19 protein-coding genes are annotated in these 25,656 nt (G+C 53.5%); 11 read left to right on the top strand and 8 right to left on the bottom strand.

All coding sequences use genetic code 11. The features are described from left to right. The first annotated feature begins 208 nt into the window (after nucleotides 1-208). Entirely contained in the window at nucleotides 209-682 is a 474-nt protein-coding gene (locus ACTHPM_RS22720; protein WP_440421685.1) for a hypothetical protein, read from the top strand. Nucleotides 683-690: 8 nt separating this feature from the next. On the opposite strand, the gene ACTHPM_RS22715 is transcribed toward ACTHPM_RS22720, so the two are convergent. After that, nucleotides 691-1,389, bottom strand: coding sequence for a FadR/GntR family transcriptional regulator (locus ACTHPM_RS22715; protein ID WP_440397735.1), 699 nt, complete (start codon nucleotides 1,387-1,389; stop codon nucleotides 691-693). Nucleotides 1,390-1,620: 231 nt separating this feature from the next. On the opposite strand from ACTHPM_RS22715, the gene ACTHPM_RS22710 reads away from it, so the two are divergent. Then, nucleotides 1,621-3,036: an FAD-binding oxidoreductase gene (locus ACTHPM_RS22710; protein ID WP_440397734.1), complete on the top strand. Its 1,416-nt coding sequence runs from the start codon at nucleotides 1,621-1,623 to the stop codon at nucleotides 3,034-3,036. Continuing rightward, the gene (locus ACTHPM_RS22705; RefSeq protein ID WP_440397733.1) at nucleotides 3,029-4,372 is read left to right on the top strand and encodes a (Fe-S)-binding protein; all 1,344 of its coding nucleotides are present in this window, start codon (nucleotides 3,029-3,031) and stop codon (nucleotides 4,370-4,372) included. Before ACTHPM_RS22710 ends, ACTHPM_RS22705 begins: the two co-directional genes overlap by 8 nt. A 103-nt stretch (nucleotides 4,373-4,475) precedes the next feature. Here ACTHPM_RS22705 and ACTHPM_RS22700 read toward each other — a convergent pair whose 3' ends face one another. The 3 genes from ACTHPM_RS22700 to ACTHPM_RS22690 form a co-directional block, all read right to left on the bottom strand. Beyond that, nucleotides 4,476-6,401 (bottom strand): methyl-accepting chemotaxis protein, encoded by a 1,926-nt coding sequence (locus ACTHPM_RS22700; protein WP_440397732.1) that lies wholly within the window; start codon nucleotides 6,399-6,401, stop codon nucleotides 4,476-4,478. 262 nt (nucleotides 6,402-6,663) lie between these two features. Further along, nucleotides 6,664-7,455, bottom strand: coding sequence for an SDR family oxidoreductase (locus ACTHPM_RS22695; protein WP_440397731.1), 792 nt, complete (start codon nucleotides 7,453-7,455; stop codon nucleotides 6,664-6,666). Between the two features lie 118 nt (nucleotides 7,456-7,573). Then, the gene (locus ACTHPM_RS22690; protein WP_440397730.1) at nucleotides 7,574-8,761 is read right to left on the bottom strand and encodes a MalY/PatB family protein; all 1,188 of its coding nucleotides are present in this window, start codon (nucleotides 8,759-8,761) and stop codon (nucleotides 7,574-7,576) included. Nucleotides 8,762-8,903: 142 nt separating this feature from the next. Here ACTHPM_RS22690 and ACTHPM_RS22685 point away from each other — a divergent pair, with 142 nt between their 5' ends. Next, on the top strand, nucleotides 8,904-9,536 hold the full coding sequence (locus ACTHPM_RS22685; protein WP_440397729.1) for a TraX family protein: 633 nt from the start codon (nucleotides 8,904-8,906) through the stop codon (nucleotides 9,534-9,536). A gap of 8 nt (nucleotides 9,537-9,544) precedes the next feature. Here the strand turns inward: ACTHPM_RS22685 and ACTHPM_RS22680 are convergent, their stop codons facing one another. Further along, nucleotides 9,545-9,943 (bottom strand): hypothetical protein, encoded by a 399-nt coding sequence (locus tag ACTHPM_RS22680; protein ID WP_440397728.1) that lies wholly within the window; start codon nucleotides 9,941-9,943, stop codon nucleotides 9,545-9,547. A 192-nt stretch (nucleotides 9,944-10,135) separates the two neighbouring features. Here ACTHPM_RS22680 and ACTHPM_RS22675 point away from each other — a divergent pair, with 192 nt between their 5' ends. Further along, on the top strand, nucleotides 10,136-11,506 hold the full coding sequence (locus ACTHPM_RS22675) for an N-acyl-D-glucosamine 2-epimerase (protein WP_440397727.1): 1,371 nt from the start codon (nucleotides 10,136-10,138) through the stop codon (nucleotides 11,504-11,506). A 161-nt stretch (nucleotides 11,507-11,667) separates the two neighbouring features. On the opposite strand, the gene ACTHPM_RS22670 is transcribed toward ACTHPM_RS22675, so the two are convergent. After that, nucleotides 11,668-12,411 (bottom strand): SDR family NAD(P)-dependent oxidoreductase, encoded by a 744-nt coding sequence (locus ACTHPM_RS22670; RefSeq protein ID WP_440397726.1) that lies wholly within the window; start codon nucleotides 12,409-12,411, stop codon nucleotides 11,668-11,670. Between the two features lie 241 nt (nucleotides 12,412-12,652). On the opposite strand from ACTHPM_RS22670, the gene ACTHPM_RS22665 reads away from it, so the two are divergent. From ACTHPM_RS22665 to ACTHPM_RS22650, 4 genes are all read left to right on the top strand, one after another. After that, nucleotides 12,653-13,198, top strand: coding sequence for a glutathione peroxidase (locus ACTHPM_RS22665; RefSeq protein WP_440397725.1), 546 nt, complete (start codon nucleotides 12,653-12,655; stop codon nucleotides 13,196-13,198). 174 nt (nucleotides 13,199-13,372) lie between these two features. Beyond that, nucleotides 13,373-14,422, top strand: a complete 1,050-nt coding sequence (locus ACTHPM_RS22660) for a LacI family DNA-binding transcriptional regulator (RefSeq protein WP_440397724.1) — start codon at nucleotides 13,373-13,375, stop codon at nucleotides 14,420-14,422. A gap of 102 nt (nucleotides 14,423-14,524) precedes the next feature. Beyond that, entirely contained in the window at nucleotides 14,525-16,960 is a 2,436-nt protein-coding gene (locus ACTHPM_RS22655; RefSeq protein ID WP_440397723.1) for a GH36-type glycosyl hydrolase domain-containing protein, read from the top strand. Between the two features lie 236 nt (nucleotides 16,961-17,196). After that, the gene (locus tag ACTHPM_RS22650) at nucleotides 17,197-20,352 is read left to right on the top strand and encodes a PAS domain S-box protein (protein ID WP_440397722.1); all 3,156 of its coding nucleotides are present in this window, start codon (nucleotides 17,197-17,199) and stop codon (nucleotides 20,350-20,352) included. 253 nt (nucleotides 20,353-20,605) lie between these two features. Here the strand turns inward: ACTHPM_RS22650 and ACTHPM_RS22645 are convergent, their stop codons facing one another. Next, nucleotides 20,606-21,079, bottom strand: a complete 474-nt coding sequence (locus tag ACTHPM_RS22645; RefSeq protein WP_440397721.1) for a DUF1641 domain-containing protein — start codon at nucleotides 21,077-21,079, stop codon at nucleotides 20,606-20,608. Between the two features lie 18 nt (nucleotides 21,080-21,097). Next, nucleotides 21,098-24,013 carry a formate dehydrogenase subunit alpha gene (gene fdhF, locus ACTHPM_RS22640; RefSeq protein ID WP_440397807.1) on the bottom strand — a complete coding sequence of 972 codons (2,916 nt, stop codon included), beginning with the start codon at nucleotides 24,011-24,013 and terminating at the stop codon, nucleotides 21,098-21,100. Between the two features lie 383 nt (nucleotides 24,014-24,396). Here fdhF and ACTHPM_RS22635 point away from each other — a divergent pair, with 383 nt between their 5' ends. Next, a complete protein-coding gene (locus ACTHPM_RS22635; RefSeq protein ID WP_440397720.1) occupies nucleotides 24,397-24,744 on the top strand; it encodes a DUF2294 domain-containing protein in 348 nt (115 codons plus the stop codon). A 6-nt stretch (nucleotides 24,745-24,750) separates the two neighbouring features. Then, on the top strand, nucleotides 24,751-25,584 hold the full coding sequence (fdhD, locus tag ACTHPM_RS22630) for a formate dehydrogenase accessory sulfurtransferase FdhD (protein ID WP_440397719.1): 834 nt from the start codon (nucleotides 24,751-24,753) through the stop codon (nucleotides 25,582-25,584). The last annotated feature ends 72 nt before the right edge of the window (nucleotides 25,585-25,656 follow it).

The raw sequence follows: 25,656 nt of genomic DNA, 5'->3' as shown, positions 1-25,656 counted from the left end.
GAATTATCTTCATTTTTTAGGAGGAAAGACCGAAGAATATACCATAAGCCCAACCGCTGTATCGATATAGAAGCGCAAAAATGAAAGGACTTTGTTCCTAACTGGAGAGCGGGAATGGTGAGTTTTACGCAAAGTGCGAAGGGGAGAGAGAGAAATAAAACCTGGGACTTTGTTTGGCATCGATACTTGGATAGAGGAGGTTGTTTGTATGTTGCCGAAGGCGGATTATCTTCCGAACAGCGACCGGTACGCTCACCCTAAACCGGACATTTACGAAATGTATTCCAAAGCCCGCAGCTGGAATGATCTGTCACGGACCCATATTGATTTAGCCCATCTTCTAATGGAAGAGGGTCTATGCAAGGCTTCGCTGATCGTTGCGCATATGGCCGTCAAAGCTAAGCTGAAACAGGTGTACCTTCAGACGCAGGGCGAGCTTCCCCCCGAGCAGCTGTGCCTGGACGAGCTGATCAACCGGATGCGCAGCTTTGCGGAGATTGACTTGGATACAGAGCTGTTTTTAAATACGCTCCAATTTATAGCCGAGACGGAAAACGCCGCTTTTTTGCCGCGGATCGAGAACGGGCATCTGGAGAAAATGATTGCGCGCGTCAAAGGCGTGCTGTCCTGCCTCGATGTTCACTTGTTCAGCAAAACGGTCGTCGTCCGCCTCGAAAATTAGCTAACGGATTAAAGGCCCTGAAGATGATGGTCTCCGGCCCTTTTTTGATCCAGAACCTGCTCCACTTTGGAAATATGGAGCTCCATACGCGCCATGGCCTCCTTGGCATCCTGCTGTGCAATGGCTTCATAAATACGCAGGTGCTCCTGAAGAAGGCGCTCGGCGGAAGAACGCTCGGCATAAAACCACAGCGCGCGCATGTCCTTCATGCTTTCATGAAGCTTGTGGGATAAAGACTCCATCAGGTCATTCAGCAGGGGATTATGGGTTGCGGCCGCGATGCCCTGATGGAACTGGACGTCGGCTTGTTCGATAAAATGCTCGTCGTCCGAATGCTCCATATCCTCCAGCAGCCGTTTGAACACGGCAAGGTCCTCTTCCGTCCGATGCTGCGCCGCAAGGGCGGCGCAGCCCGTCTCCAGCACGCGCCGAACCTCGAGCACATGCCGAAGCGACGCGGCTCTGCCCTCCCAGAGATCCGCATACTGCTGCATGGGGTGAACCGGTTCGGAATCCGCGGGCAGTGCCTTGACGAACGTGCCTCCGCCCTGTTTGATATTCAGCAGCCCCATCGCTTTGAGCGCGCTGAGCGCTTCCCGTATCGTCGATCTGCCTACGTTATACTGCGCAGCCAGATCGACTACGGAAGAAAGACGGTCCCCGGGCAGCAGCTGCCCCTCGTCCATCTGTTTTTTCAAATCGTTCATAACCCACTCATATTGCTTAAGCGGCCTTTGCTGGCTGGTCAAAGCTACTCAACGTCCTTCCTGAAATGCCATCATTTACCTTATTCTACCGCAAGCGCGGACAAGTTAAAATTTTAATTTTTCGATTCAAGGTCTATTTTCGATTCATATATTCTAGTGTATACTTGATCACATGAAAAGTCATCAGATGACCTGACTAATTTATTTAAAGCGATCAAAGGGGTGCTTTCCTTGCTGCAAGAAGAAGTCAAACGCGAGCTTATCTCCATCGTGGGCGGCGATCATTTTAAAGACGATCCGCAGTCCCTTGTTACCCATTCCTATGACGGGACGCCGATGCTGCAGTCTCTTCCGGATGCCGTTGTGTATCCGTCAAGCACAGAGCAGGTATCGCAAATTATGAAGGTGCTGAGCCGCCATCAAATTCCTGTTGTCGGCCGCGGTTCCGGCACCAATTTGTGCGGGGGCACCGTGCCCGTGCAGGGCGGTGTCGTCATGGTCATGCATCGTATGAATCAAATCCTCGAAATCGACCTTGAAAACTTGACGGCCACGGTTCAGCCCGGCCTGAATACGAAGCAGTTCAGCACTCATGTGGAGAGCCTGGGGCTGTTCTACCCGCCGGATCCGAGCAGCATGTCCATCTCCACCATCGGGGGGAATATCGCGGAATGCTCCGGAGGGCTGCGCGGTTTGAAGTACGGCACGACGAAGGATTACGTTATTGGACTCGAAGCGGTGCTGGCAAACGGAGATATTATCCGGACCGGGGGCAAGCTGATGAAGGATGTGGCGGGTTATGACCTGACCAAGCTGCTGGTCGGCTCGGAAGGGACGCTGGCCATCATCACGGAGGCCATCCTTAAGCTGGTTCCGCCTCCAAGATATAAGAAGACCATGCTCGCCATGTACAAGGATTTGTACGGCGCGGCGCGGACGGTATCCAAAATCATTGAGAACCGGATCATTCCGGCGACGCTTGAGATTCTCGACAATGCCACGATCCGCGTCGTGGACGACTTCGCGAAGCTGGGCCTGCCGCTCGACATGGAGGCGATCCTGCTTATCGAGCAGGACGGCGACGAAGAAGCGGTTGAACGGGATATCGCGATCATTACCGAGGTATGCAAGAGCGAGAATGCTGATCAGGTGAGCATTGCGGCCAGCCTGGAAGAAGCCGAGAAGCTGCTTACCGCGCGCCGCAGCGCCTTTACGGCGCTGGCGAGACTGCGTCCGACGACGATTCTGGAGGATGCGACCGTACCCCGATCCAAAATTGCCGAGATGGTGATCGAGATCAACCGAATCGCGAAGAAGCATCAAGTGCAGATCAGCACGTTCGGGCATGCGGGCGACGGAAACCTGCATCCGACGGCGACGACCGATGCGCGCGACAAGGAAGAAATTCAGCGCGTCGATGAAGCGTTCGAGGAAATTTTCGAGGCAGCCATCCGTTTGGGCGGAACCATTACCGGCGAGCACGGTGTCGGCATGGTGAAATCTCCCTTCCTGGAGTGGAAGGTCGGACCTGCGGGAATGGACGTCATGAAGGCCATCAAGAGCTCCTTCGATCCGCATAACCTGCTGAATCCGGGCAAGGTATTCGCGAAGGAAACGCGCAAACGGGTGGTGATTCAGCGTGGCTAAGGGACAGACACAGCAAGCGAACGCGCTGACCGAGAAGCTGCGGCTTCGCCTCGATGAAGATCAGCTGACCAATTGCATGCGCTGCGGCTTTTGCCTCCCGGCATGCCCGACCTTCGCGGAGACCGGCCTTGAGGCGGAATCCCCGCGGGGGCGCATCGCGCTGATGAAGGCCGTAACGGACGGCATCATGGTGCCCGATCAGGCGTTCGAGGACCAGATGAATCACTGCCTTGGCTGCCGCGCATGCGAGCCGGCTTGTCCGGCAGGCGTCCAGTACGGCCAGCTCATCGAACAAGCACGGGATGCGATTGAAGATCACAAAGAGCATAAAACGTGGATCAAGGTGACGCGCAAAGCCGCGTTCAAGACCGTATTTCCGCATCAGAAGCGGATGAAATGGGTCGGCCGCGGGCTGCAGTTCTACCAGAAATCAGGGCTTCGTACCGTCGCGCATGCTTCGGGAGCGATGAAGCTTTTCCCTAAGCATATGCGGGATATGGAGAAGATTTTGCCGGACGCTTCCGGCCGCGGCGTTGTGGAGCAGATCGGCGAGCGTCATCCGGCCAAGGGTGAGATGGTTGCGACAGTGGCCTTGTTCCGCGGCTGCATCATGGACGTTTTATTCACCGAAACCAACGTTCACACGGTGGAGCTGCTGACGGCAGCAGGCTTCGAAGTAGTCATTCCGCCCGAGCAGAACTGCTGCGGAGCCCTGCATGCGCACAGCGGGGAAGCGGAGGGAGCCAGGGATCTGGCAAGACGCAACATCAAGACCTTCAAGGCGGCAGGGGTGGATTACATCGTATCGAATGCCGGCGGCTGCGGGGCGATCCTGACGGAATATGACCATCTGCTGCATGAAGATCCGCAGTGGCGTGACGATGCCGTATGGTTCGCCGATCGGGTCATCGACATCAGCGATCTGCTCGTTCGTGCCGGAAGAAGCCTGGATTTCAGCCAGGATAAAGCGCCGGAAGGCACGGAGCCCGTCACGATCACATATCAGGACTCGTGCCACCTTCGCAACGTCATGCGCTCGGCCGATGCGCCTCGCAAACTGATGCGACAGGTTGAGGGAGCTTGCTTCGTGGAAATGAAGAACGCCGACCGCTGCTGCGGTTCGGCCGGGATATACAATATTACGCAGCCGGTCATGGCCGGACAGATTCTCGATCATAAGATGGAGCATGTGGAGGCTACAGGAGCCAGCTACTTGCTGACCAGCAATCCGGGCTGCCTGCTGCAGATGAAGCATGGCATTGATGAGCAGGGGCTGAGCGGTCAGATGAAGGCGGTTCATATCGTGGACTTCCTGCATGAGCGGATGAAAAAGTAACAAGCCTGCTGGAGCGAAATACGCCCAGGAAGAAGAGGCCAACCACGAAAGTCCTTATGGACTTCGCGGTTGGCCTCTTGTTGTTGCTTGAGAGCTTAAGCCGTTACTGTTTATCCAGCTTGAAACGGTCGATAATAAGCTGCATGTCTGCCGCCATCCGGGAGAGTCCGGCCGCGGAAGACGTGATTTCCTGCATGGATGCCAGCTGCTCCTGGCTGGCCGCGTTGACGCTCCCGAAGGATTCCATCGTTTGGCGGGATATGCCTGCCACCTCATGCATGGCCGCGGAGACTTCCTGGCTGCTTGCCGACATCTGCTCGGTTACCGCGGAAATGTCCTGCACCTGGTCGGAGATTTGTTTGGCCGACTGCTCGATGTTCACGAAGGCCTCCAGCGCTTCGTTTGTTACATCGAGTCCCTGGTTGACGTCGGTTTGGACCTTGTTTCTCATCACGTCGAATGCGCTTGAGATCAGCTCCGTCATTTTGACGATGGTTTGCTGGATGTCATCGGCGGTTGTGTTCGACTGGTCGGCAAGCTTGCGGACCTCGTCGGCCACCACGGCGAAGCCGCGTCCATGCTCGCCGGCGCGCGCCGCTTCAATGGCTGCGTTAAGCGACAGCAGGTTCGTCTGCTTGGATATTTCCGAGATGGCCGTGCTCATGGCAGCTATGTTGGCGCTATGGTCATGCAGCTGCTCCATGAGCTCTGCGGATTCCTTCGTGGAGTTCAGGATGGTGTCCATTTGCGCGCTGACCTGGCGGATTTTCTGGCTGCCTGCCTGTACATCCCCTTCGGTGCGGCTTGAGGAATCCACGATGGTTCCCGCAGATTCGGCGATTTTCTGAATGCCGCGCGTCATTTCCTCGATCGTTCGGGCCGTTTCTTCGGTTGCGAGCGCTTGAATTTGGGCGCCTTCGGATGAATTCGAGACCAGATTGGATACCTGTTCCACCGATTTGGCATTCATTTCGGTGCTGGCCGTCAGCTCCTCGCTGGAAGCCGCAAGCTGGCTCGATGTGTCGCCCATTTCCAGAACCATGCGCCGCAGAGAGGCAACCATGCCGTTGTAATTGGAAGCCAGCGTACCGATTTCGTCGGAACGCTTTGTCCAGACTTGTTCATCCAGGTATCCTTCACTGACACGGATGGCGGACCGGTTCATTTGCTCGATCGGCCTGGTCATGCCGCGGATGATAAAGAACAGGAGTACGAGCACGATCGCTACGGAAATAACCAGCACCGCGAGGGCCGTATAGAAAATAGGTGCCGTAGCCTCTTTGTACTCACTGTCGGGGAGCACGCCTACGATTTTGAACGAGGTTATGCTGTTCGTTGCATAGTAACCATGCTGAAGCACGTCTGTGTCTGTATTCATATAAGAGATGAATCCTTCCCGCTGGCTTTTCATCGCATTGAGCTGATCGCCTTTGGCTTTTTCCCCGGTTTTAAACAGCGGGTGGGACATCATAAGATTGTTGCGGTCCATCAGATAAATGTACCCGTTGTTGCCGAGATGGATATTTTTGACGATTTTATCGATTTCGGCGATGCTGACACTGATGTTAATGACGCCTTGTCCATCGGGAAGCGCTTTGGACACGGTCAGCACGTAATTTTGGGTCGTGAATGAGACGGAGGGATCCCCAACCATTGCCTGGCTGGGATACTTCTTCGCAAGCGTGTACCACGCGCCTGTACGCGGATCGAAGTCCTGCTTCCCGGGATCGGGCGACTCCATCCAGGCTCCGTGGTCATTGCCAAGCAGCACCAGCTCGACCTCCGGATGCTGAGCCTTGTAATCGTTGATCAGCTTCCGTGCCTGAATGGAACGTTGGTCGATGTCCGCCGACGTGATTTGATTCGCAAGCTGATTGATATTGGACACCTGCATTTGAACCATTGTATCTATGAGCTTGTTGAGAAGCGTGACGCTTGATTGTGTTGTATCCTCCATTTTATCCTTAAGCTGATCCTGCGCGCTGCCTGAAGCAAACAGCACGATGACGATATTAGGTAGGATGACCATGAGACAGATGATGAGCATGAGCCTGCTTCGGAGCCTTTTGATTTTGAATCTCTGCAGAACTCCGTTTCGCTGTGCTTTCAAAATAATTCCCCCAAATATATGTATGTGTATAATCTGCAATTGGTTTAAATTGGAGATTACCTTCTATATTTCGACAAAATGAGGCAATATTTTCATAGTGTTAGCGAAATGTTCATAAATAAATATATAAATAAAAAAGAGCCCGATCATCTCGGACTCTTTGGGGGTATCAACAATGAAATCAGCCGCGCAGCAGGGATTCGGCCCCATCCACGAAAATCTCGGTACCCGTCACATGCGAAGATTCATCCGACGCGAGAAAGAGGACCAGATTCGCGACCTGGTCGGGTTCGCCCGGCTTTTGTTCGAGCGGATGATCGCCTTCCGGGAACTCGACCGGGATTTTCACCTTTTCGAGATCGTCGGAAGGAAATGTATTCTCGCCGATATTCGTGTCGATCGCACCCGGACAGATGGCATTGACCCGGATTTTGTAGCGGGCAAGCTCCAGGGCAGCCATTTTCATGAAGGCCACCTGCCCGGCCTTCGTGGAGGAATAAGCCGAGAAGCCAATGCCCGAGAAGACCCGGTTGCCGTTGATGGAGCTCGTGATGATGACGCTGCCGCCTTTATCCTTCAGCAGAGGAATCGCATACTTCACCGTCGCGAAGGTACCGCGCAAATTTGTATTGATCGTCTGGTCCCATTCGTCGATTTCCATCGTTTCAATGGGAGCCATCGTGCCGTTAATGCCCGCATTGGCAAATACGACATCGATTTGGGCTTCCTTCCCGGCAATTTGGCCATAAGCTGCCTTCACGTTCTCGGGCTTCGAAATATCGCACTCGATCACGATCGCTTCGCCCCCCGCTTCCTCGATCCGGCGTTTGGTTTTTTCCGCATGCTCCGGTGTCCGGTCCAGCAGATAGACTTTGGCTCCATGCTGCCCGAAGCGGATGGCCGCAGCCTCGCCGATCCCCGAACCGCCTCCTGTAACTACTGCCGTTTTTCCTGCAAGCCGTTGTTCTGCCATGGTAAAAAACCTCCTTAAATGTCTTGGACATGTCAGTAGTTAAGTACCCTGTCAGCATGAATTTCAACCAAGCAGACCAGGCAGATTCCATCCCACGAAACGTCGCCCTAAGGGCGGATTAACGATTCTGCTCCTGCCGCCACTGGGCCATAGCCGCATCAAGCCGATCCATTGCCTCGACCACGGTGGCTTTCGGACAAGCGATATTCATGCGCATGAACCCTTCTCCGTCTTGCCCGAATGCAGCTCCTTGATTTAAGGCAAGCTTGGCCTTGCTCAGGAGGAAATCTGCTGTCTCTTCCGGGGTCATGCCAAGGCTGCGGAAATCGAGCCATAACAGGTAGGTCGCCTCCGGACGCTCGGCTTTGATCTCGGGTATCCGGTCACGCAGAAAGCCGATGACGTAATCGATGTTGTGCTGGAGATAAGCGAGCACATGATCCAGCCATTCGCCGCCGCCGGTATACGCGGCTTCCGCGGCCGTGCTTCCGATGGCGCTGATCGACCCGACATGATAGAGCTGGAGCGCCTTCATGAAGGTGCTGCGCGTATCCGGATCCGGAATGATGATATTGGATGTGTTGAGTCCGGCAATATTGAACGTCTTGCTCGGCGAGGTGCAGATGATGGAGCGGATCCGGTCCGCCGAAGGCAGCTTGGCAAGAGGCGTATGCTTGGTTCCTTCGTATACGAGGTCCGCATGAATTTCGTCGGACACGACCAGGACGTCGTGCTGCGAGCAAAGGCGGATCAGCTCATCCAGCTCTGCGGGGGTCCATACCCGTCCCACCGGATTATGCGGACTGCAGAGAATAAGCATTTTGATCTTCCCGCTTGTCAGAATTTGCTCCAAGCCTTCAAGATCCATGGAATAATGTCCGTCTTCAAGCTTCAGCGGATTCAGGACAAGCTCCCGGCCGTGATTCTGGACGACGCTGTGAAAAGGGGGATACACCGGCGGCTGGATCACGATCTGGTCTCCGGGCTCGGTGAAAGCCTGTACGGCAAAGCTGAGTGCGGGCACGACACCCGGGCAGAATACGAGCCACTCCGGATCAATGGCCCAGTCATGGCGCTCCTTCATCCAGTTTACGATGGACTTCTTATATTCATCCGTTTGCATGGTGTAGCCGAATACCCCGTGCTCGACGCGCTTTTTCATGGCTTCAATCACCGCTGGCGGGGATTCGAAGTCCATATCAGCGACCCACATGGGCAGGGCATCTGCTGTGCCGAAGATACGCTGCATACCGTCCCACTTTTCGGAGCCGGTGAGATTTCTGGTGATGGATTTGTCAAAATTCAAAGTAGTGACCCTCCTTGAGGCGAGATGGTATTATTTCTTTTATGAATATATCACACCCGGAGAGGAACTTGGAGAAAGAGCTGAAGCGAAGTAAAATGGAATAAAGGCACCGCTCGGCCAAGCGGAAGGAGGGACGAGGCTTATGCAGCTGATCGCCATGATCACCATGCTGGTGGATCATATGGGCATTGTTGTGTTTGAAAACCTGATTTGGCTCCGCATGATCGGCAGGATTGCTTTTCCGATCTATGCGTACGCTGTGGTGCAGGGGCATTTGCATACCCGGTCGAGACCCCGATATTTGGCGAGGCTGTTCTTCCTCGCGCTTCTGTCGCAAATCCCTTATCAGCTCGCCCTGAACCCCGACGGCTTGAACGTGATAGCGACCCTGTTCATGGCCGCAGCCGTCATGCAGATGATGGATCAGGCGGTCTCGCCGTGGATTAAGGGAGGAATTGTCCTTGCGGCAGGCATGGTGATGCAGCTGTTTCCTTTTGATTATGGAGCCTATGGATTGCTGATGGTCTTGATATTCCGCTGGTTTGCGGGCGAGCGCCTTCTATTCGCGCATTTGCTGCTTAATCTGCTGTATATGCTGGCATACGGTCCCGGCGGCCTCCTGCAAATGCTGAGCATCGTTCCGACGCTGCTGGTGGTATACGGCCCGGCGCTTTGGAGGAGGCTGGAGCAGGCCAGGGTCCGGAAGTGGATGTGGCGCCTGTTTTATCCCTTGCATTTGACCGCGCTGGCGGTATGGAGATGGACGGAATGGTGATGCCGCGCTTAGCGCTTCGTTTTCAGGCGGACGGGGAATATCCCCTCGATCTTGTTCAGGGGAAACAGAATGCGGGAAGGAAACTTTCCCTTGGATTCCACTTCGATAAAATCGGTTCCGATGCGAACCAGCCGGATGCTGGAAAAGGCCGAACCGGTACTGAACGTTGTGCGCAGGCCGACGCGTACCGTGGAGGCCGCAGGCTTGATGTCGAACACCCGGATGGTTTGCAGACTCAGGGGAACGAACAATTCCCCTTGAACTTGAATGAAATCGCTTTTGAAAACGCGCTGCAGCCTTCCCGGCTCCAGACCCAGCCCTTCGCCGTTGATTTCGACAAGATGGCCTGTCAGCTGTGCCAGCCGCTGCTGCAGCGTGATTTGATTCCTGAGCTTCAAAATAGACATGGAGCACCCTCCGCCTCTGCATCATTTGCTCTATTGTATGATGCGCAGTATGGGCAGGTGCGGGGATTGCGGACGTTATTACATAAAATCAGCTAAGGGTGAAAATTTCCATTTTCGGCAATGCTACAACAACAAGCGCATATGTTGCTTGTGCAGGGCTCATGCCCGGAAATTCACAGGAAGGAGACCGACGTGAGAAGTGAGCTAGCGAATTTTAAACAAGGAGCCATGGATGGGCCGAGCATTCAAATCGATCCCCTGTTTCCTTATTATCTTAACCGTTCCGCGGACAGCATTGCCGAAGAAATACAGCTGGCGGGCTACCGGATCGTCCATTATTTCGTGGTAAACGAGCACGAGGTCAACGGCGAACTCATTGAAGCCTTTCATCGACGGGACATCGCCGTTTGGGCTATGGTCATCGGCAACGGAACCTTCTCAACCTCCCATCTGCCTCCGGAATGGCGCGAATGGAGAATGGGACTGTTAAAGGAGCTGAATGACGGATTTGAACGGTTTTCTCCATTTTCGAGCGCGTACGTACAGTGGAAGAAGGAAGCCGTTGCCCGGATGCTCCTTGAGCATCCTTTTGACGGGATTGAAATCGCCGAGCCTTATTTTCCCGAATGGGACGGCATCCGCCGCGGCGTATACGGTGACATCGGTCCCGCTGCGCAGCAGGCGTTCGATGAAAAGCACGGGCTTGCTGTTCCGGAATTCGTGAACCGTTTCGCAGCGAATTATTATAAAAAAACGCCGGAAACTTACGCGAAATGGATTGATTTTCGCGTAGAGGCCGTGAACGGACTCATCGATGAAATCATTAATGGCAGCGGTGGCGCCCGTGCAGTGAGGCCGGATATCCTGGTTGCCACCTGGTCGCTCGCCGTGGACGGAGGGGCGGTATCGACCCTCCGGCTGAAGGAATGGCAAGGCCTCGACTCCATCTCCATGATCGGCAGGGTAAAACCGGATTTGCATATGCTGCAGACCCATTGGCCCGATTGGATGAAGCGGAATTTGAAGCCGGATTATCCGCGCAGCTACGAGGGCTTCGCTGCTCCGATCCGCGCAGCCTTCCCCGAGCTGCCGCTCGGCATTCAGGCTGATATCGGGTCCAGAACGAATATGGTGAAGGACCGCGCCTGGCTGAATCAGTTTCAGAATACGGTATACGATTTGGGGTATCATACCTGGACTGCCTACGAGTACCATTTGGGCGGGTATATGTACGATGATCCTCCGGTTCCGCTGACCGCGGGCACCCGGGGGGATTCGGAAGTGGTTATTTCTTTTAACAAGCGGATCGACCCGGATTCAAGCGGAAGAATCGTGCCCGAGAGCGATTGCGGCGGCCATGCCGAAGATGAGGAGGAGATCCGACTCGAGGAACGTGTGGTGGACGGCAACCGTCTAAGGCTTCGTTTCAACCGACTGCCTGATAGGCGGCCGTTTCACGTCGAACTCCGTCATGTGAAGGACGTGCCTGCGCTATGGCATGTCAAAGGCAAACGGACGAATGAAATACCGGACGGCACCTGGATCAGCGTAGACGAAACATAAAGATTGCGCCAGGGCTCCGGCTGAAAGTGACAGGTCCTGAAAGCCAAAAAAGGTTAATATAAAACTAACAAAAGCTAACAAAAGCTAACAAAAGCTAAAATGCCAAAAAGCGTCCGCCTCAGCCTAAGCTGAATGCCGGACGCTTTTAGCATTGTTTCGTATTATTGCGCCGTATATCCTCCATCCACCATCAGGCTGCTTCCGACGATGAAGGAGGAGTCGTCGCTGGCAAGGAACAGCACAGCTTTGGCGACTTCCTCGGCGCTGCCCAGCCGTCCGATCGGATGCAGGTCAACGAGCTTCTGCTTCGCCTCCGGCGGCAGCGCCTTTAAGAGCGGGGTATCGATGTAGCCCGGGCACACCGCATTCACGCGAATGCCCCTGCTGGCGTACTGAATGCCCAGCGTCTTTGTTAGCATAACGACGCCGCCCTTGGAGGCCCCGTAGGCCGTAACGCCGGGCATAGCCGCATGTCCGTGGATGGAGGCACTATTGATAATGGCTCCGCCTGTCCCCTGCTTCAGCATTTGGAGCAGGGCATATTTGTCGGACAAGAACACCCCTGTCAGATTCACGTCAAGCGTACGCTGCCATTTCTCGAGCGAAAGCGAATCGGCAGGCTCGTCGTTAGCCACGCCCGCATTGGCGAACATGATATCGAGCTGCCCGTACGTGTGCACGGTGCGCTCGATCAGCGCTTCAATATCCTTTTCCTCCATCACGTCTACCTTTACGTAAATGGCGCGGTGTCCGTCTTCCTGAAGCCGGTCCGCAACCTCTTGGCCCGCTTCGGAAAAATCGGCTATGACCACGTTGGCGCCTTCTTGCGCGAATAGCCGCGCCGTCGCTTGCCCGATTCCGCTCGCTCCGCCTGTAATAATCGCTGTTTTGCCGGATAATTTCATGGTTCAACGCTCCTTTGCTGGGTATGATTCATGCTTCGATCCATAGTTTCACATCAAAGCCGGCAGTTTCCGGACGATGCATCGTTTATATATTACCCATTTTTCTAAAATAATCCTGAATCCGGCCGGGGAACGCATTTGACAGTGGATTGGCGTTATGATAAATTTTGATTGCACACAATTAAATTGTTATTAATTATAAAACAAATACGACAATAATCATCAGACGGAGGTTTGGGAAATGAGTGTTTATTCATTTAAGGCAAGCAGTATACGCGGCGAAGAAAAGGAACTGTCGCAGTACGAGGGCAGCGTGCTTCTGGTCGTCAACACGGCAAGCGAATGCGGATTTACCGTCCAGTATGCCGATCTGCAGAAACTTTACGAGAAGTACAAAGAGCGCGGTCTTGTAATCCTCGGCTTTCCTTCCAATCAATTCGGAGGCCAGGAGCCTGGCAGCAATGAGCAGGTTAACACGTTCTGCCAAATCAATTACGGCGTGAGCTTCCCGCTGTTCGAGAAAGTGGAGGTCCGCGGCGCGGGCAAGCATCCGTTGTTCGCTTATCTGGCCGAGCAGGCGCCATTCAAGGGCTTTGACAAGAATAATTCCGAAGCCAAGATGCTGTCGGCGTACATCGAGAAGGAGCAGCCGGAGCTGCTGGAAGGCAACGATATCAAATGGAACTTCACGAAATTCCTGATCGATCGCCAAGGAAACGTGGTGGAGCGGTTTGAATCGCCGGTGAGTCCCCTGGATTTGGAATCAGCCATTGAAGCGCTGCTGTAAATAAATATCGGGGTGTTTCGGATACAAGCCTGGAGCGTGTCATTTTGCTTCAGGCTTTTTTGCATGCAGCACACCGGATAATCCCTTTTACAATGAAACTGGTTATTGTGTTTTGCCCGCGAATGAGGTTACAATGAACGAAATAAACGCGCTTTCACAAAAAGAGGGGATGCCATGCGCAGCGAAGATATTGCGAAACTGGCGGGCGTGTCCCGCAGCACCGTTTCGCGCGTGATCAACAACTACTCCAACGTGCCGGAGAAGACGCGTGCCAAGGTGATGAGGGTGATTGAAGAGAACCATTACGAGCCTAACACCTCTGCGCGCGTTCTTGCCGGCAAAGGCATGAATACCATCGGTCTGTTCGTGGTCAGTACCGCCGAGAAGCAGAATCCGAACCGGATCTATCAGAACAGCTATTTCGCGCCGTTCGTGGAGACGATCGTCGATACGGTGAACCGTCTCGGTTACTATGTGCTGATTCATACGGTGTATTCAGAGGATGATTTCCTTAAGGTCAAGCAGGCTTTTCTGCAAAAAAGGATTGATGGGGGCATCATCGTCGGCACGGAGAGAAATGACGGCATGGTCCGCGCGATAGCCAAGCTTGCGCTGCCTTTCGTGCTTATCGATTATGACATCGCCGAGCTATTGGAACAACGTCTGGACAAAGACTATGCTGCCGTCGTGAACTCGAAGGATTATGAAGGGGCTGCCATGGCTGTACGGTATCTGATCGAGCTCGGTCACAAAAAGATCGGGTTCATTAGCGGAAGAATGAACACGCAATCGGGCCGTGAGCGCCACCAGGCTTTTTTGGATACGATGCGGGAACACGGACTCGAAGTGCCGGGTGAGTTAGTCATGAAGGGTGAATTCATCAGGCAGAAGGCATACGATGAAGTTAAGCGATTACTCGCGGAGGGACAGCGGCCGACCGCTATATTTTCGGCGAATGACACCATGGCGCTGGGAGCGATGGATGCTTGCAGGGACCTTCAGCTTCGTATCCCTGATGATATTTCCATCGCCGGCTTTGATGACATTCCCGTCGCTTCACAGCTTCTGCCTGCTCTCACTACGGTTCGCCTTCCGATTTATGAGATGTCGCAGGCCGCTGCCGAGCATATCGTGGACATGTGTGAGCAAGGCAGCAGCTCCTTCAGCACGATGAGCTTTCCAACCCGCCTGATGGTAAGGGATACCTGCATGCCGTTGAAATGAGATGAAATGATAGGAGCTTGAAGATGCGCCCGGTGACGGGCTTCATCATAGCGCAAAATAAACGCGCGTTCACAAAAACGTATTCGAGAGGGGAAACAGCCAATGAAGTACGGTTATTTTGATGATGCAAGCAAGGAATATGTCATCCAGACGCCTAAAACACCTTATCCCTGGATCAATTACCTCGGCAATAAGGACTTTTTCGGCTTGATGTCGAACACGGGCGGGGGTTATGCGTTTTATCGCGATGCGCGGCTGCGGCGGTTGACCCGTTACCGTTATAACAGCATCCCTGTAGATAACGGGGGCCGTTATTTTTATGTGTATGACGAAGGGGATTTCTGGACGCCGGGCTGGATGCCGGTCAAGAAGGATTTGGACTTTTATGAATGCCGCCACGGACTTGGATACACGCGCATTACGGGGGAAAGAAACGGAATCCGTGCTGAACAATTGGCTTTCGTACCGCTCGAATATAACGGCGAGGTGCATCAGCTGACCCTAACAAACACCTCCGGGGCACCGAAAAAGGTAAAGCTGTTTTCATTTATCGAATTTTGTTTGTGGAATGCCTATGATGACATGACCAACTTCCAGCGCAATCTGAGCACGGGAGAAGTGGAAGTGAAGGGCTCCGTCATTTATCACAAAACGGAATATCGGGAGCGCCGCGATCATTATGCCTTTTTCTCGGTCAATCGCGAAATTGACGGCTTCGATACGGACCGGGAGTCGTTCCTGGGGCTGTACAATGGCCTGGAGGCTCCGCAGACCGTGGCTTCCGGCCAATCCGCGAATTCGGTTGCGAGCGGCTGGTCCCCGGTGGCTTCACACTGCGTTGAGCTTGCGCTCGCGCCAGGTGAATCCACATCCCTGAATTTCGTGCTTGGCTATGTGGAGAACCCTGAGGAAGAGAAATGGGAAGCGCCAAGCATCATTAATAAGACCCGCGCTGAGGCTATGATAAGCCGTTTTGCCGATGATGCGGGTGTGCGGAACGCAATGGATGAGCTTCAGGAATATTGGAGCAATCTCCTCTCAAAATATACGATTCAAAGCGGCGATGACAAGCTGAACCGCATGGTGAACATTTGGAATCCGTATCAGTGCATGGTGACATTCAATATGTCGCGGTCGGCATCTTATTTCGAATCCGGCATCGGCAGAGGCATGGGCTTCCGCGATTCGAACCAGGATCTGCTCGGCTTCGTGCATCAGATTCCGGAACGGGCCAGAGAGCGCATCATTGATATCGCATCGACGCAGTTTGAGAACGGAGGCGCATACCACCAATACCAACCTCTGACCAAACAGGGGAACAACGAGGTTGGAGGCGGGTTTAACGATGATCCGCTTTGGCTGATTGTCGGAACGGCTGCCTACATCAAAGAGACCGGCGATTTCGCCATTCTGGATGAGCAGGTTCCGTTCGACTGCAATCCGGGCAATACGGCGACCTTGTTCGAGCATCTGAAGCGCTCCTTCTATCACGTAATCGAGAACCTCGGTCCACACGGACTGCCGCTTATCGGCCGTGCGGACTGGAATGACTGCCTGAACCTGAACTGTTTCTCCGACGTGCCGGACGAGTCGTTCCAGACTACGCAGCATATCGAAGGGCGGACGGCGGAGTCGGTGTTCATCGCGGGTCTGTTCGTTTTTGCCGGACCGGAGTTTGCAGAGCTGTGCAGACGGCGGGGGCTGTCGGAAGAGGCAGCCGCTGCTGAGCAGCATATTGAGGAGATGCGTAAGACGACGCTGGAACACGGCTTTGACGGCGATTGGTTCCTGCGTGCCTATGATCATTACGGGCAAAAGGTCGGAAGCAAGGAATGCGAAGAAGGCCAAATCTTTATCGAGCCGCAGGGCTTTTGCGTCATGGCCGGTATCGGTGTGGAGGAAGGGCTCGCCGAAAAGGCGCTCGATTCGGTAGCGGAAAGACTGGAAACACCGTATGGTATCGTGCTTCAGAATCCGCCATATTCCAAATATTATATCAATCTTGGCGAGATTTCCTCTTACCCGCCGGGTTATAAGGAAAATGCCGGCATTTTCTGCCATAACAATCCCTGGGTCATGATGGCGGAAACGGTGATCGGACGGGGAGACCGGGCTTTCGAGCTTTACCGGAAAATCGCTCCGGCTTATTTGGAAGATATCAGCGAGATTCACCGTACGGAACCTTACGTGTACTCGCAGATGATCGCCGGCAAAGATGCCGTCCGTCAAGGCGAGGCGAAGAATTCCTGGTTAACCGGCACGGCTGCATGGAACTTCGTGGCTATCACGCAGTCTATCCTTGGCATTAAGCCTGGATACGATGGTCTGCAGATTGATCCGTGCATCCCGACAGGGTGGGACGAATTCACCATCACGCGGGTATTCCGTGGCGATACCTACGTCATTCATGTAACCAACCCGAACCGGGTTAGCAAAGGCGTCGCTTCATTAAGCGTGGACGGCAGCCGGTTTGAGGGGAATACGGTTCCTGTTCAAGGCGACGGGCAGATCCACCAGGTCGAGGTCGTCCTTGGCTAACGTTGTTGCGCCAAGCATAACGTAAATTCTAATCGAAGAGCAGTCCGGTGAAGGTCCCGGACTGCTCTTTCTGCTGTCTGTCACAAGAATAATGTAAATCAATTGGTACAAAGCCCGTTCACCGGGTTTATTGATATAATAGATGAAAATATGAAAATATGCGTTTTCGCCTTGTCTAATGATAGAGATACGGAGCTGGCGAAGGCATTCCAATGATGTAGCAAGGAGGACAGGCGGTGAATTACTCGCTGAATCATGATTTCATTCAACAGATGTATAAGCATGCGTCGATTCCGATGGCTGCCGTTGCCGTGGATACCGGGACATGGATTGCGGTCAGCGGCGTCTACGCGCGAATGCTGGGATATACGGAGGCCGAACTATTAGGCATGAGGGAGGATGAATTGACTCATCCCCATGATCGAACAAGAACTTCCGCGGCATGCTTGCTTAAGCTTTTGCAGAATTCTGCTGCCGAAAGCACATGCCTGGAGAAAAGATATATACATAAAGACGGAACGGATGTCCGGGTAAGGCTGAGGGTTTCGCTCATCGGAGCCGGCGATTCCATGGAGGGACATGTCCTTGTTCAGGAGGCCACAGTTCTGCGGGAGACCGGGACCACCGAACCCGAAAATGACGAGCTGGACCAGGATATACGTGTATTATTCGAGAAAAATTCGGATATTCTCTTTTCCTCCAGCAGTGCGGACGGGATTCTGGAGCATGTCTCTCCATCCATGTATCACATTCTGGGATATGAACCGGAAGAGATGATCGGTCGCCACCGCGCCGAGTTTTATCATCCGGACGATGCCGCCGATATGCTGAGCGGAAGCGCCCTCTACTCCTTCGACAGCGTGTTTACCCGGCGGGTCAGACACAAGGACGGGCATTACGTATGGATCGAGACATCCTTCCAGATCATTCAGGACCATGGAGGGAACATCAAACGCATCCTGACCATTGGACGCGATGTGAACGAGCGGATCGAGATGGCACAGAAGCTGAAGCAGAGCGAGCAGGACTATAAGCTTATCATGGATTATTCGCTGGATTTCATTTCGAGGCACAAGGTCGATGATGAACTCACGTTCATTTATGTATCCCCGGTATGCCGATCCCTGCTCGGATATGAGCCGGAGGAGATGGTCGGGACATCGAGCAAGAGCTACATTCACCCGGATGACGTTAAGATGGTTAGGCATCATCTGATTTCCGCCCTGGATATCGACTCGCCGGATGCTTTTACATTCCGCTTCCGGCGCAAAGATGGCACCTACATTTGGTTCGAGACCAACAGCCGGTACACGTACAACATCCATGGGGAATTGGAAGAGGTCATTTCTGTTTCCCGCGATATAACGGAGCGCAAGCAGATCGATCTGCAGCTGGAAGAATACAAGTCCCTGTTTGAGTATAATCCCGCAGGGGTTGCATCGCTTGATCTCGAAGGCAACCTGCTGACGGCCAACCGCGGTCAAGAGCTCCTGACCGGTTATACGGAGCATGAAATGGTGCATAACCACTTTACACCACTAATCGATCCCGTCGATGTGGACAAGACGGCTTATCATTTCAACCTTGCCGCAAAAGGCGAGCCGCAGACCTATGAAATCGGACTGCGGCACCGCAACGGCCACCGCATCGAAGTGAGTGTCATTAACGTGCCGATTATTTTACATGGCAAAATCGTCGGCGTCTTCGGCATCACGAGCGATATCACGGAGAGCAAGCAGCATCTGGAGCAAATCGAGAAGCTGAGCTATGAACACGCGCTGATTCTGAACTCCGTGTCCGAGGGGATCTTTGGCGTCGATTTGGAAGGAAAGGCGGGCTTCATGAATCCGGCCGGTGCCAGAATGCTGGGCTTTAGCGACGGAGAATGGATCGGACAATCATTTCTGGACATGCTGCAGCAGACCCGGGCGGATGGAACGCACTATCTTCCCGGCGAATCCCCTGTGATGAATGCGGTTCGCGAAGGGATTGCCCTGTACAAGGAAGAATCGATCTTCTGGCGGAAGGACGGCTCGAGCTTTCTGGCATCGTACCGCGTTACGCCGCTGTTTGATAAGGGAGTCCGCATGGGGGCTGTCATTGTCTTCAATGACATTACGAACGAGAAACAAATTCTCCGGGCCAAGGAATCGGCCGAACGCGCCGACAAAGCCAAATCCGAGTTCATGGCCATCATGAGCCACGAGCTGAGGACGCCGATGAACGGCATTATCGGCATGATCGAGCTGCTTGCGGATTCCCCGCTGAACGAAGAACAGCAAAGCTATACGGATATTATCCGTCAAAGCAGCGACGCACTGCTCCAAATTCTGAACGAGATTCTGGATTTCAGCAAGATTGAGGCCGGCAAAATGGTGCTCAGCGAAGATCCAATCGAGCTCAGTTCGACTTTGCAGGGAGTTACCGAGCTGTTCACCGCCAAAGCATCCGAGAAAAATCTGGTGCTCAGCATGGAGCTGTCTCCGGATATTCCTGCCATGATCCAGGGTGATGAAGGCAGGCTGCGGCAGGTATTGATCAATCTCATCGGCAATGCGATCAAGTTTACCGATTCGGGCCATGTATCTGTTTCGGCCCGTGTCTCTGACGACTCTACCAAAGAAGATTTATATTTGGAGTTTTTCGTTAAGGATACGGGAATCGGCATCCCATCGGACAAGCTGGACCTGCTGTTCCAATCCTTTTCCCAGCTGCATCCGGCTATTAACCGCAAGTACGGAGGCACGGGCCTGGGCCTTTCCATCTGCAAGAAGCTCGTCGAGCTCATGGGAGGGACGATCGGAGTCATCCAAAATGCGGACGGCGAACAAGGGACCACGTTCTATTTCACCATCAAAACCAAAGCTTGGTCACAGACGGACTCCGAGGAAGGCGCATTGAAGCCAGCTCCCGAGCCTGTATCGATAGAGGAAGCCGGGAATACGGCAGAACCTGAAGCTACGGCTGCAAGCTATCCGGAGCTGCCGGAAGCGACGCTGCCGCGCTTCGGGCAGCTGAAGATTCTGGTGGTGGATGATCACCCGGTTAACCGGCAGCTGCTGGTGACGATCCTGAACAAGATGGGCTATCGTCCGGATGTGGCCGTGAACGGGCTGGAGGCCCTCCGGACTGCAATGAAGCAGCAATACGACCTGATTCTTATGGATGTGCAGATGCCCGTAATGGATGGGATTGAAGCCGTGCAGTCCATTCGGCGGCATTTGGCTTCGAAGCGTCGGCCTGCCGTGGTTGCCGTTACCGCATTTGCTGACGACCAGCACCGCAGAATGTGCCTGGAAGCGGGCATGGACGATTTTATCAGTAAACCGGTACTTGTTCCGGAACTTGCGCGTGTGCTGGAAAAATGGGGGAAGCAGGCATTCTCCACGTAATAGCCAACAAATTTTAAGCTGCCTTCAAGGTTATTTTCATCTAATTTTAAGATAGGCGCTTTATAATGTACTCATACCCCTTTTATAATATATTTGCTTGATGCCCCGGAGCCCGATGCTCCGGGGTCTGTTTTTATGACAGGACATTTCGGAGTGAGTATTCCTAGAATATAAAAGAAAGCAGATTCCCGTCACGGGAATCTGCTTTCTTTGTTTTGATCGGGATATTGACAAACGGAGCAGGGAGCCAGGCTTATTCGCCGAGCCCTTTGCCCATTCCTTTAAGGAAGCGGAGACCAAAGCCAATGGCTCGGTTCACGTCCGGGTCCTTCAGGGCGCTCATCAGGGAGAACACGCTGAGTTTCTTATCCTGCGGCTCGCTTGCTTCCTCCAGACCTTTGGCAACGCTGCTGAGCAGCTTGGAGGTCTGGTCCGGATTAATGGCAGACAAGGCACCTGCGGCAGCAAGGCCGTTATTGATCATGTTCGTCATTTCAGGGCGCTTCACCTGATGCAGGGCGATTTCAGCAATTTTTGCTTTAGCCTTCAGCATGGATTCGGCTGCCTCGAGGATGCCGCTGCCGTAGAGTTCGCTTAGGACAGCCATCGCTTTTTCAAGCGCAAGCTCATGCTCGGCAATGGAATCCTTAAGCTGGTCCAGCGACTGCTGTTTTAATTCTTCTTCGCTAAGTTCGCGTTTTTTAATGAAAGAAATGGGCTCAGCCATCGTTATACCACCTTTCCTTTAGTCCACCAGGGATACATAACCAGGACGGTTCCATTTGCGCTGAACCTCGACCCCGTTTTGCGGATGCCGCTTTTTGTTGCGGGGATTGCTGAGCGGAAGCGGGTTCGCTCCCTTGATGTTCAAGGTCTGCATCCGGACTTTCGTCTGTTTATAGGCAGGGGTATGCGTACGTACGTCCACGGCGCCGCCGGTCAAAAGGTTGACGGCTGTTTCATGGCTGGTGGAGTGCATCGGAACATACACTTCGTTGCGGTGTACCCGATCCGTTACCAGCGCCTTCAGCTTGATGGCACCGTACGGCGACTCAAGGCGAACGAGAGATCCGCTCTCGAGTCCGCGCTCTGCAGCAAGCTCCGGCGAAACTTCGACGAAGACTTCAGGCAGCTTAAGATTGATGCCATGCGACTTGTTGGTCAAGTTGCCTTCATGGAACTGCTCCAGAAGACGGCCGTTGTTCAGCACGAGGTCGTATTCTGCAGGGAATTCCACCGGAGGCACGTAGTCAACCAGCGAGAAGCGGGCTTTCTTGTCCGGGAAGTGGAATCCTTCCGTGTACAGAAGCGGCGTGCTTTCGCCTGTCGGAGATCCCCAGGTAAAGCTGCCCCAGCCTTCAAGCACTTCATAGCTGGCTTTGCCGAAGAACGGCGTCAAGCTGGCCATTTCCGCGAAGATTTCACTTGGATGGCTGTAGTTCCAATCGAATCCGAGATGCTTGGCAATCTGCGTCGTAATCCACCAGTCCGGTTTGGAATCGCCCATCGGTTCCATGACCTGGTACAAACGCTGTACGCGGCGTTCGGTATTGGTGAACGTTCCGTCCTTCTCAAGGGAAGGGGCGGCAGGCAGAATCACGTCGGCAAACTGCGCGGTTTGCGACAGGAAGACGTCCTGCACGACGAAGAAGTCCAACTTGCTGAGCAGTTCATGCACGTGGTTGGCGTTCGCGTCCACCCAAGCCATGTCCTCGCCGACCAGATACATGCCTTTCAGTTCACCGCGTTCCACGGCATCCAGCATTTGGATGTTATCCATGCCCGGTTTAGGCGAAATGCTTACGCCATAAGCCTGCTCGAAGCGGGTGCGGGCCTCGTCGTTCGATACATGCTGGTAGCCTGGCAGCCATGGCGGCAGGGTTCCCATATCGCAGGCGCCCTGCACATTGTTGTGACCGCGGAGCGGATAAGCTCCAGCGCCTGGACGCATGTAGTTGCCTGTTGCGAGCAGCAGGTTCGAGATGGCGGCGGAGGTGTGGGAACCGGCCACGTTCTGTGTGACACCCATGCCCCAGCAGATTGCGGTTCCGTCAGCCTCATGAATCATGGTGGCGATCGAAATGAGCGTTTCCTTGGAAATACCGGTTTCGGCTTCCGCAAAGTCGAGCGTGAACTTCTCAAGCAGCTGTGCGTATTCACCGTACTGGTTGACATGCTGCTGTACGAATGCTTCGTCATGCCAGCCTTGGTCGATCATGTACTTCGTTACGGCGCTGAGCCATACGAAATCGGTACCTTGCTTCGGACGAATAAAGAGGTCCGAGCGCTCTGCCATTTCGTGCTTGCGCAGGTCGGCTACGATCAGCTTTTGTCCATGCAGCTTGTGGGCACGCTTGATGCGCGTAGCGAGAACCGGATGACCTTCCGCAGGTGCGCAGCCGATCAGAATGACGAGACCTGCTGCGGCAATATCCTTGATCGAGCCGGCATCGCCGCCAATACCTACGGTGGACATCAGGCCGTCAGACGCAGGAGACTGGCAGTAGCGGGAGCAGTTATCAATATTGTTGGTTTCAAATGCCTGGCGGGCAAGCTTCTGAATAACATAGTTTTCTTCGTTGGTAATTTTGGAGGAAGAAATGAATCCAAGAGCGTTCGAGCCGTATTCTTTCTTAATACCACCAAGACGTTCGGCAACGAGCGAGAGGGCCTCATCCCAGGTCGCTTCCACGAATGCGTCGCCTTGACGGATCAAAGGCGTCGTGATGCGTTCTTCGCTGTTCACGAAGTCCCAGCCGAACTTACCTTTCACGCAGGTCGAAATCGCATTGACCGGTGCATCGTGAGAAGGCTGAACTTTCAGGATCTTGCGGCCTTTGGTCCAGACTTCGAACGAGCAGCCGACGCCGCAGAAGGTGCAGACTGTCTTGGTCTTGCGTGTTCTGGTATCGCGCATGGCGGCTTCAATTTCGGAAATGGCAAAGATACCGCTGTAGCCTGGCTCAACCTCTTTGACAAGATCGATCATCGGATCGAGGATCGGTTTGTCGATTGCGGTCATGAAGCCAGCTTCGCCAAGCATCGATTTCTCCATCAGCGCGTTGCAAGGACAAATCGTGACGCATTGTCCGCAGCTGACGCAGGAGGAATCGTTGATGGACACGCCGTCGTCCCATTTGACGCGCGGAATGTCCGCTTCCCAGTCGATCGACAGCGTTTCGTTGACCTGCAGGCTTTGGCAGACCTCTACGCATTGGCCGCAGGCGATGCACTGGTTCGGATCATAACGGTAAAACGGATGGGACATATCGACCTCGGAAGAGTCGACTTTCGGGCGGTACGGATATTTTTGATGCTCGATTTCCATCAGTTCCGCAGTGTTATGCACTTTGCAGTTGCCGTTATTGTTATCGCAGACGGTGCAGTACAACAGGTGGTTCTCCAGAATCCGGTCCATGGCTTCCGTCTGGGCTTCCTTGGCACGGTCCGAGGACAGCTTGATGTCCATGCCGCCCTCGGCTTTGGTGGAGCAGGCCCGTTTCAATTGTCCGTTGATTTCAACGATGCAGGTATCGCATGTTTGAATCGGATCCACTTCGGGTACATAACAAATTTGAGGATGCTCTAATCCTGCAAGGTTGATCGCCTCGAGGACCGTCATGCCCTCTTTGACTTCAACCTTTTGTCCGTTCAAAGCTATACTTACAGTTTCCTTACTCACGAAATAACCTCATTTCCCCAATTTTTTCACGATAACGGGCAGGAGGACCAAGCATCGGCGGTTTGTCTGTTAAAAAGTCCACAAACAAAAAAACTCCACTAAACCCGGACCGCTAGTTCTGGTGCGGCAGGTTGTAGTGGAGTAACCGATTAGCAATGGCCTACTAAACAGATCATTCCCGTTATTTTGTCAAAACTGTGTCTCGCCATGATTATACTACTTCCGTTTGAAAAAACAAGATTGAATTATATGTCAGGCGTAAAAACGGGATCGTTCCATCGTTCTGGATTTTTAAGAAATCGTCCTGTACATTGTAACTAGGATTTAGTATAGTGTTAAACTTGTAATGAGGTGATTGAGGGATGAAAAAGGAAGTTGCGTTTAACGATATCATCCGAAAAGTCAGGAAAGACACGTTCGGCAAGGGTCCGGAGCGCATTCACACGACCTTCGTCGAGAACATGGCGATCACCCGGATGTACGGGAATTTTACCCCTACGGAAAAGTTTATCGCACAAACGCCGGACGGCAAAAAAATGGTGCACAATGCCAGAACGTACATGATTCAGGAAATATATAAAAACCAGGTTCCGGAAGGATTGGAAGAACTTTGCGGATCGAAGCTGGTTCATTTGTTTTCGGATATCAAGGTCGATGAGGACATTGCCATATCCGTATTCATGTTTGAAAAAAATATAGAGCAGGGATGAGAACCAATGAAATCTGTGACGAGGGAAAAGGGGAATGTTCTCCGCTACGAGCAAGGCAAAGTCATGGAAAAAACGGATCTCGTCGTGACCGAGCATCCCGTGACGATCAAAATCAACGGCGAGGAATTCGCCACCCTGGTCTGCACGCCCGAGTACATTGAGGAGATGGCCGTGGGCTATCTGGCTTCTGAGGGAGTCATATCGGGGATTGATGAAATCGAGAAGCTGTGGGTGCAGGAGGATGAAGGCTTCGTCCACGCCACGGTCAGCCGGTGGAGCCCGCTTCACCGCCAGCTGTACAGCAAGCGGTACGTGACCTCCTGCTGCGGCGCAAGCCGCCAGGGATTCGTGTTCTTCAATGACGCCAAAACGGCAAAGCAGCTGCATGACGTGCCGGTGGAGCTGTCCTTCGGCGATATTTTCCGACTTGTCCATGACATGCAGGATAACGCGGAAACGTTCATCCAGACGGGCGGGGTTCACAACGCTGCTTTATGCGACCGCAGCGGAATCTTGCTGGAGCGGATGGATATCGGGCGTCACAATGCACTCGACAAAATTTATGGCCACTGTCTGAAACAGAGCATACCCATGAACGATAAGATCATCGTCTTCAGCGGCAGAATTTCTTCCGAAATTCTGCTCAAGGTCGCAAAAATAGGCTGCGGCGTCATTCTTTCCAAGTCGGCTCCGACGGAGCTGGCCCTGGAACTGGCGGAAAATCTGGGCATTACGACGGTCGGTTTCGTACGCGGAAACGCCTGCAATGTTTATACGCATCCTCAGCGCATCATAGAATGCCGGGACCAGCTGAGTTACGATACGGCCAATGCGGAGTAGCCGGGTGCTGAAGGCATCCGGCTGCTCTTCCTTAGGGGAAGTTCCCGCAAAAGCAAGCAATTGAGAATTCTT

The organism is Paenibacillus sp. SAFN-054 (assembly GCF_051966755.1).
Taxonomy (GTDB): domain Bacteria; phylum Bacillota; class Bacilli; order Paenibacillales; family Paenibacillaceae; genus Paenibacillus_AQ.
The sequence above is the reverse complement of the archived record's forward strand: the minus strand, read 5'-3'. Positions and strand labels throughout refer to the sequence as shown.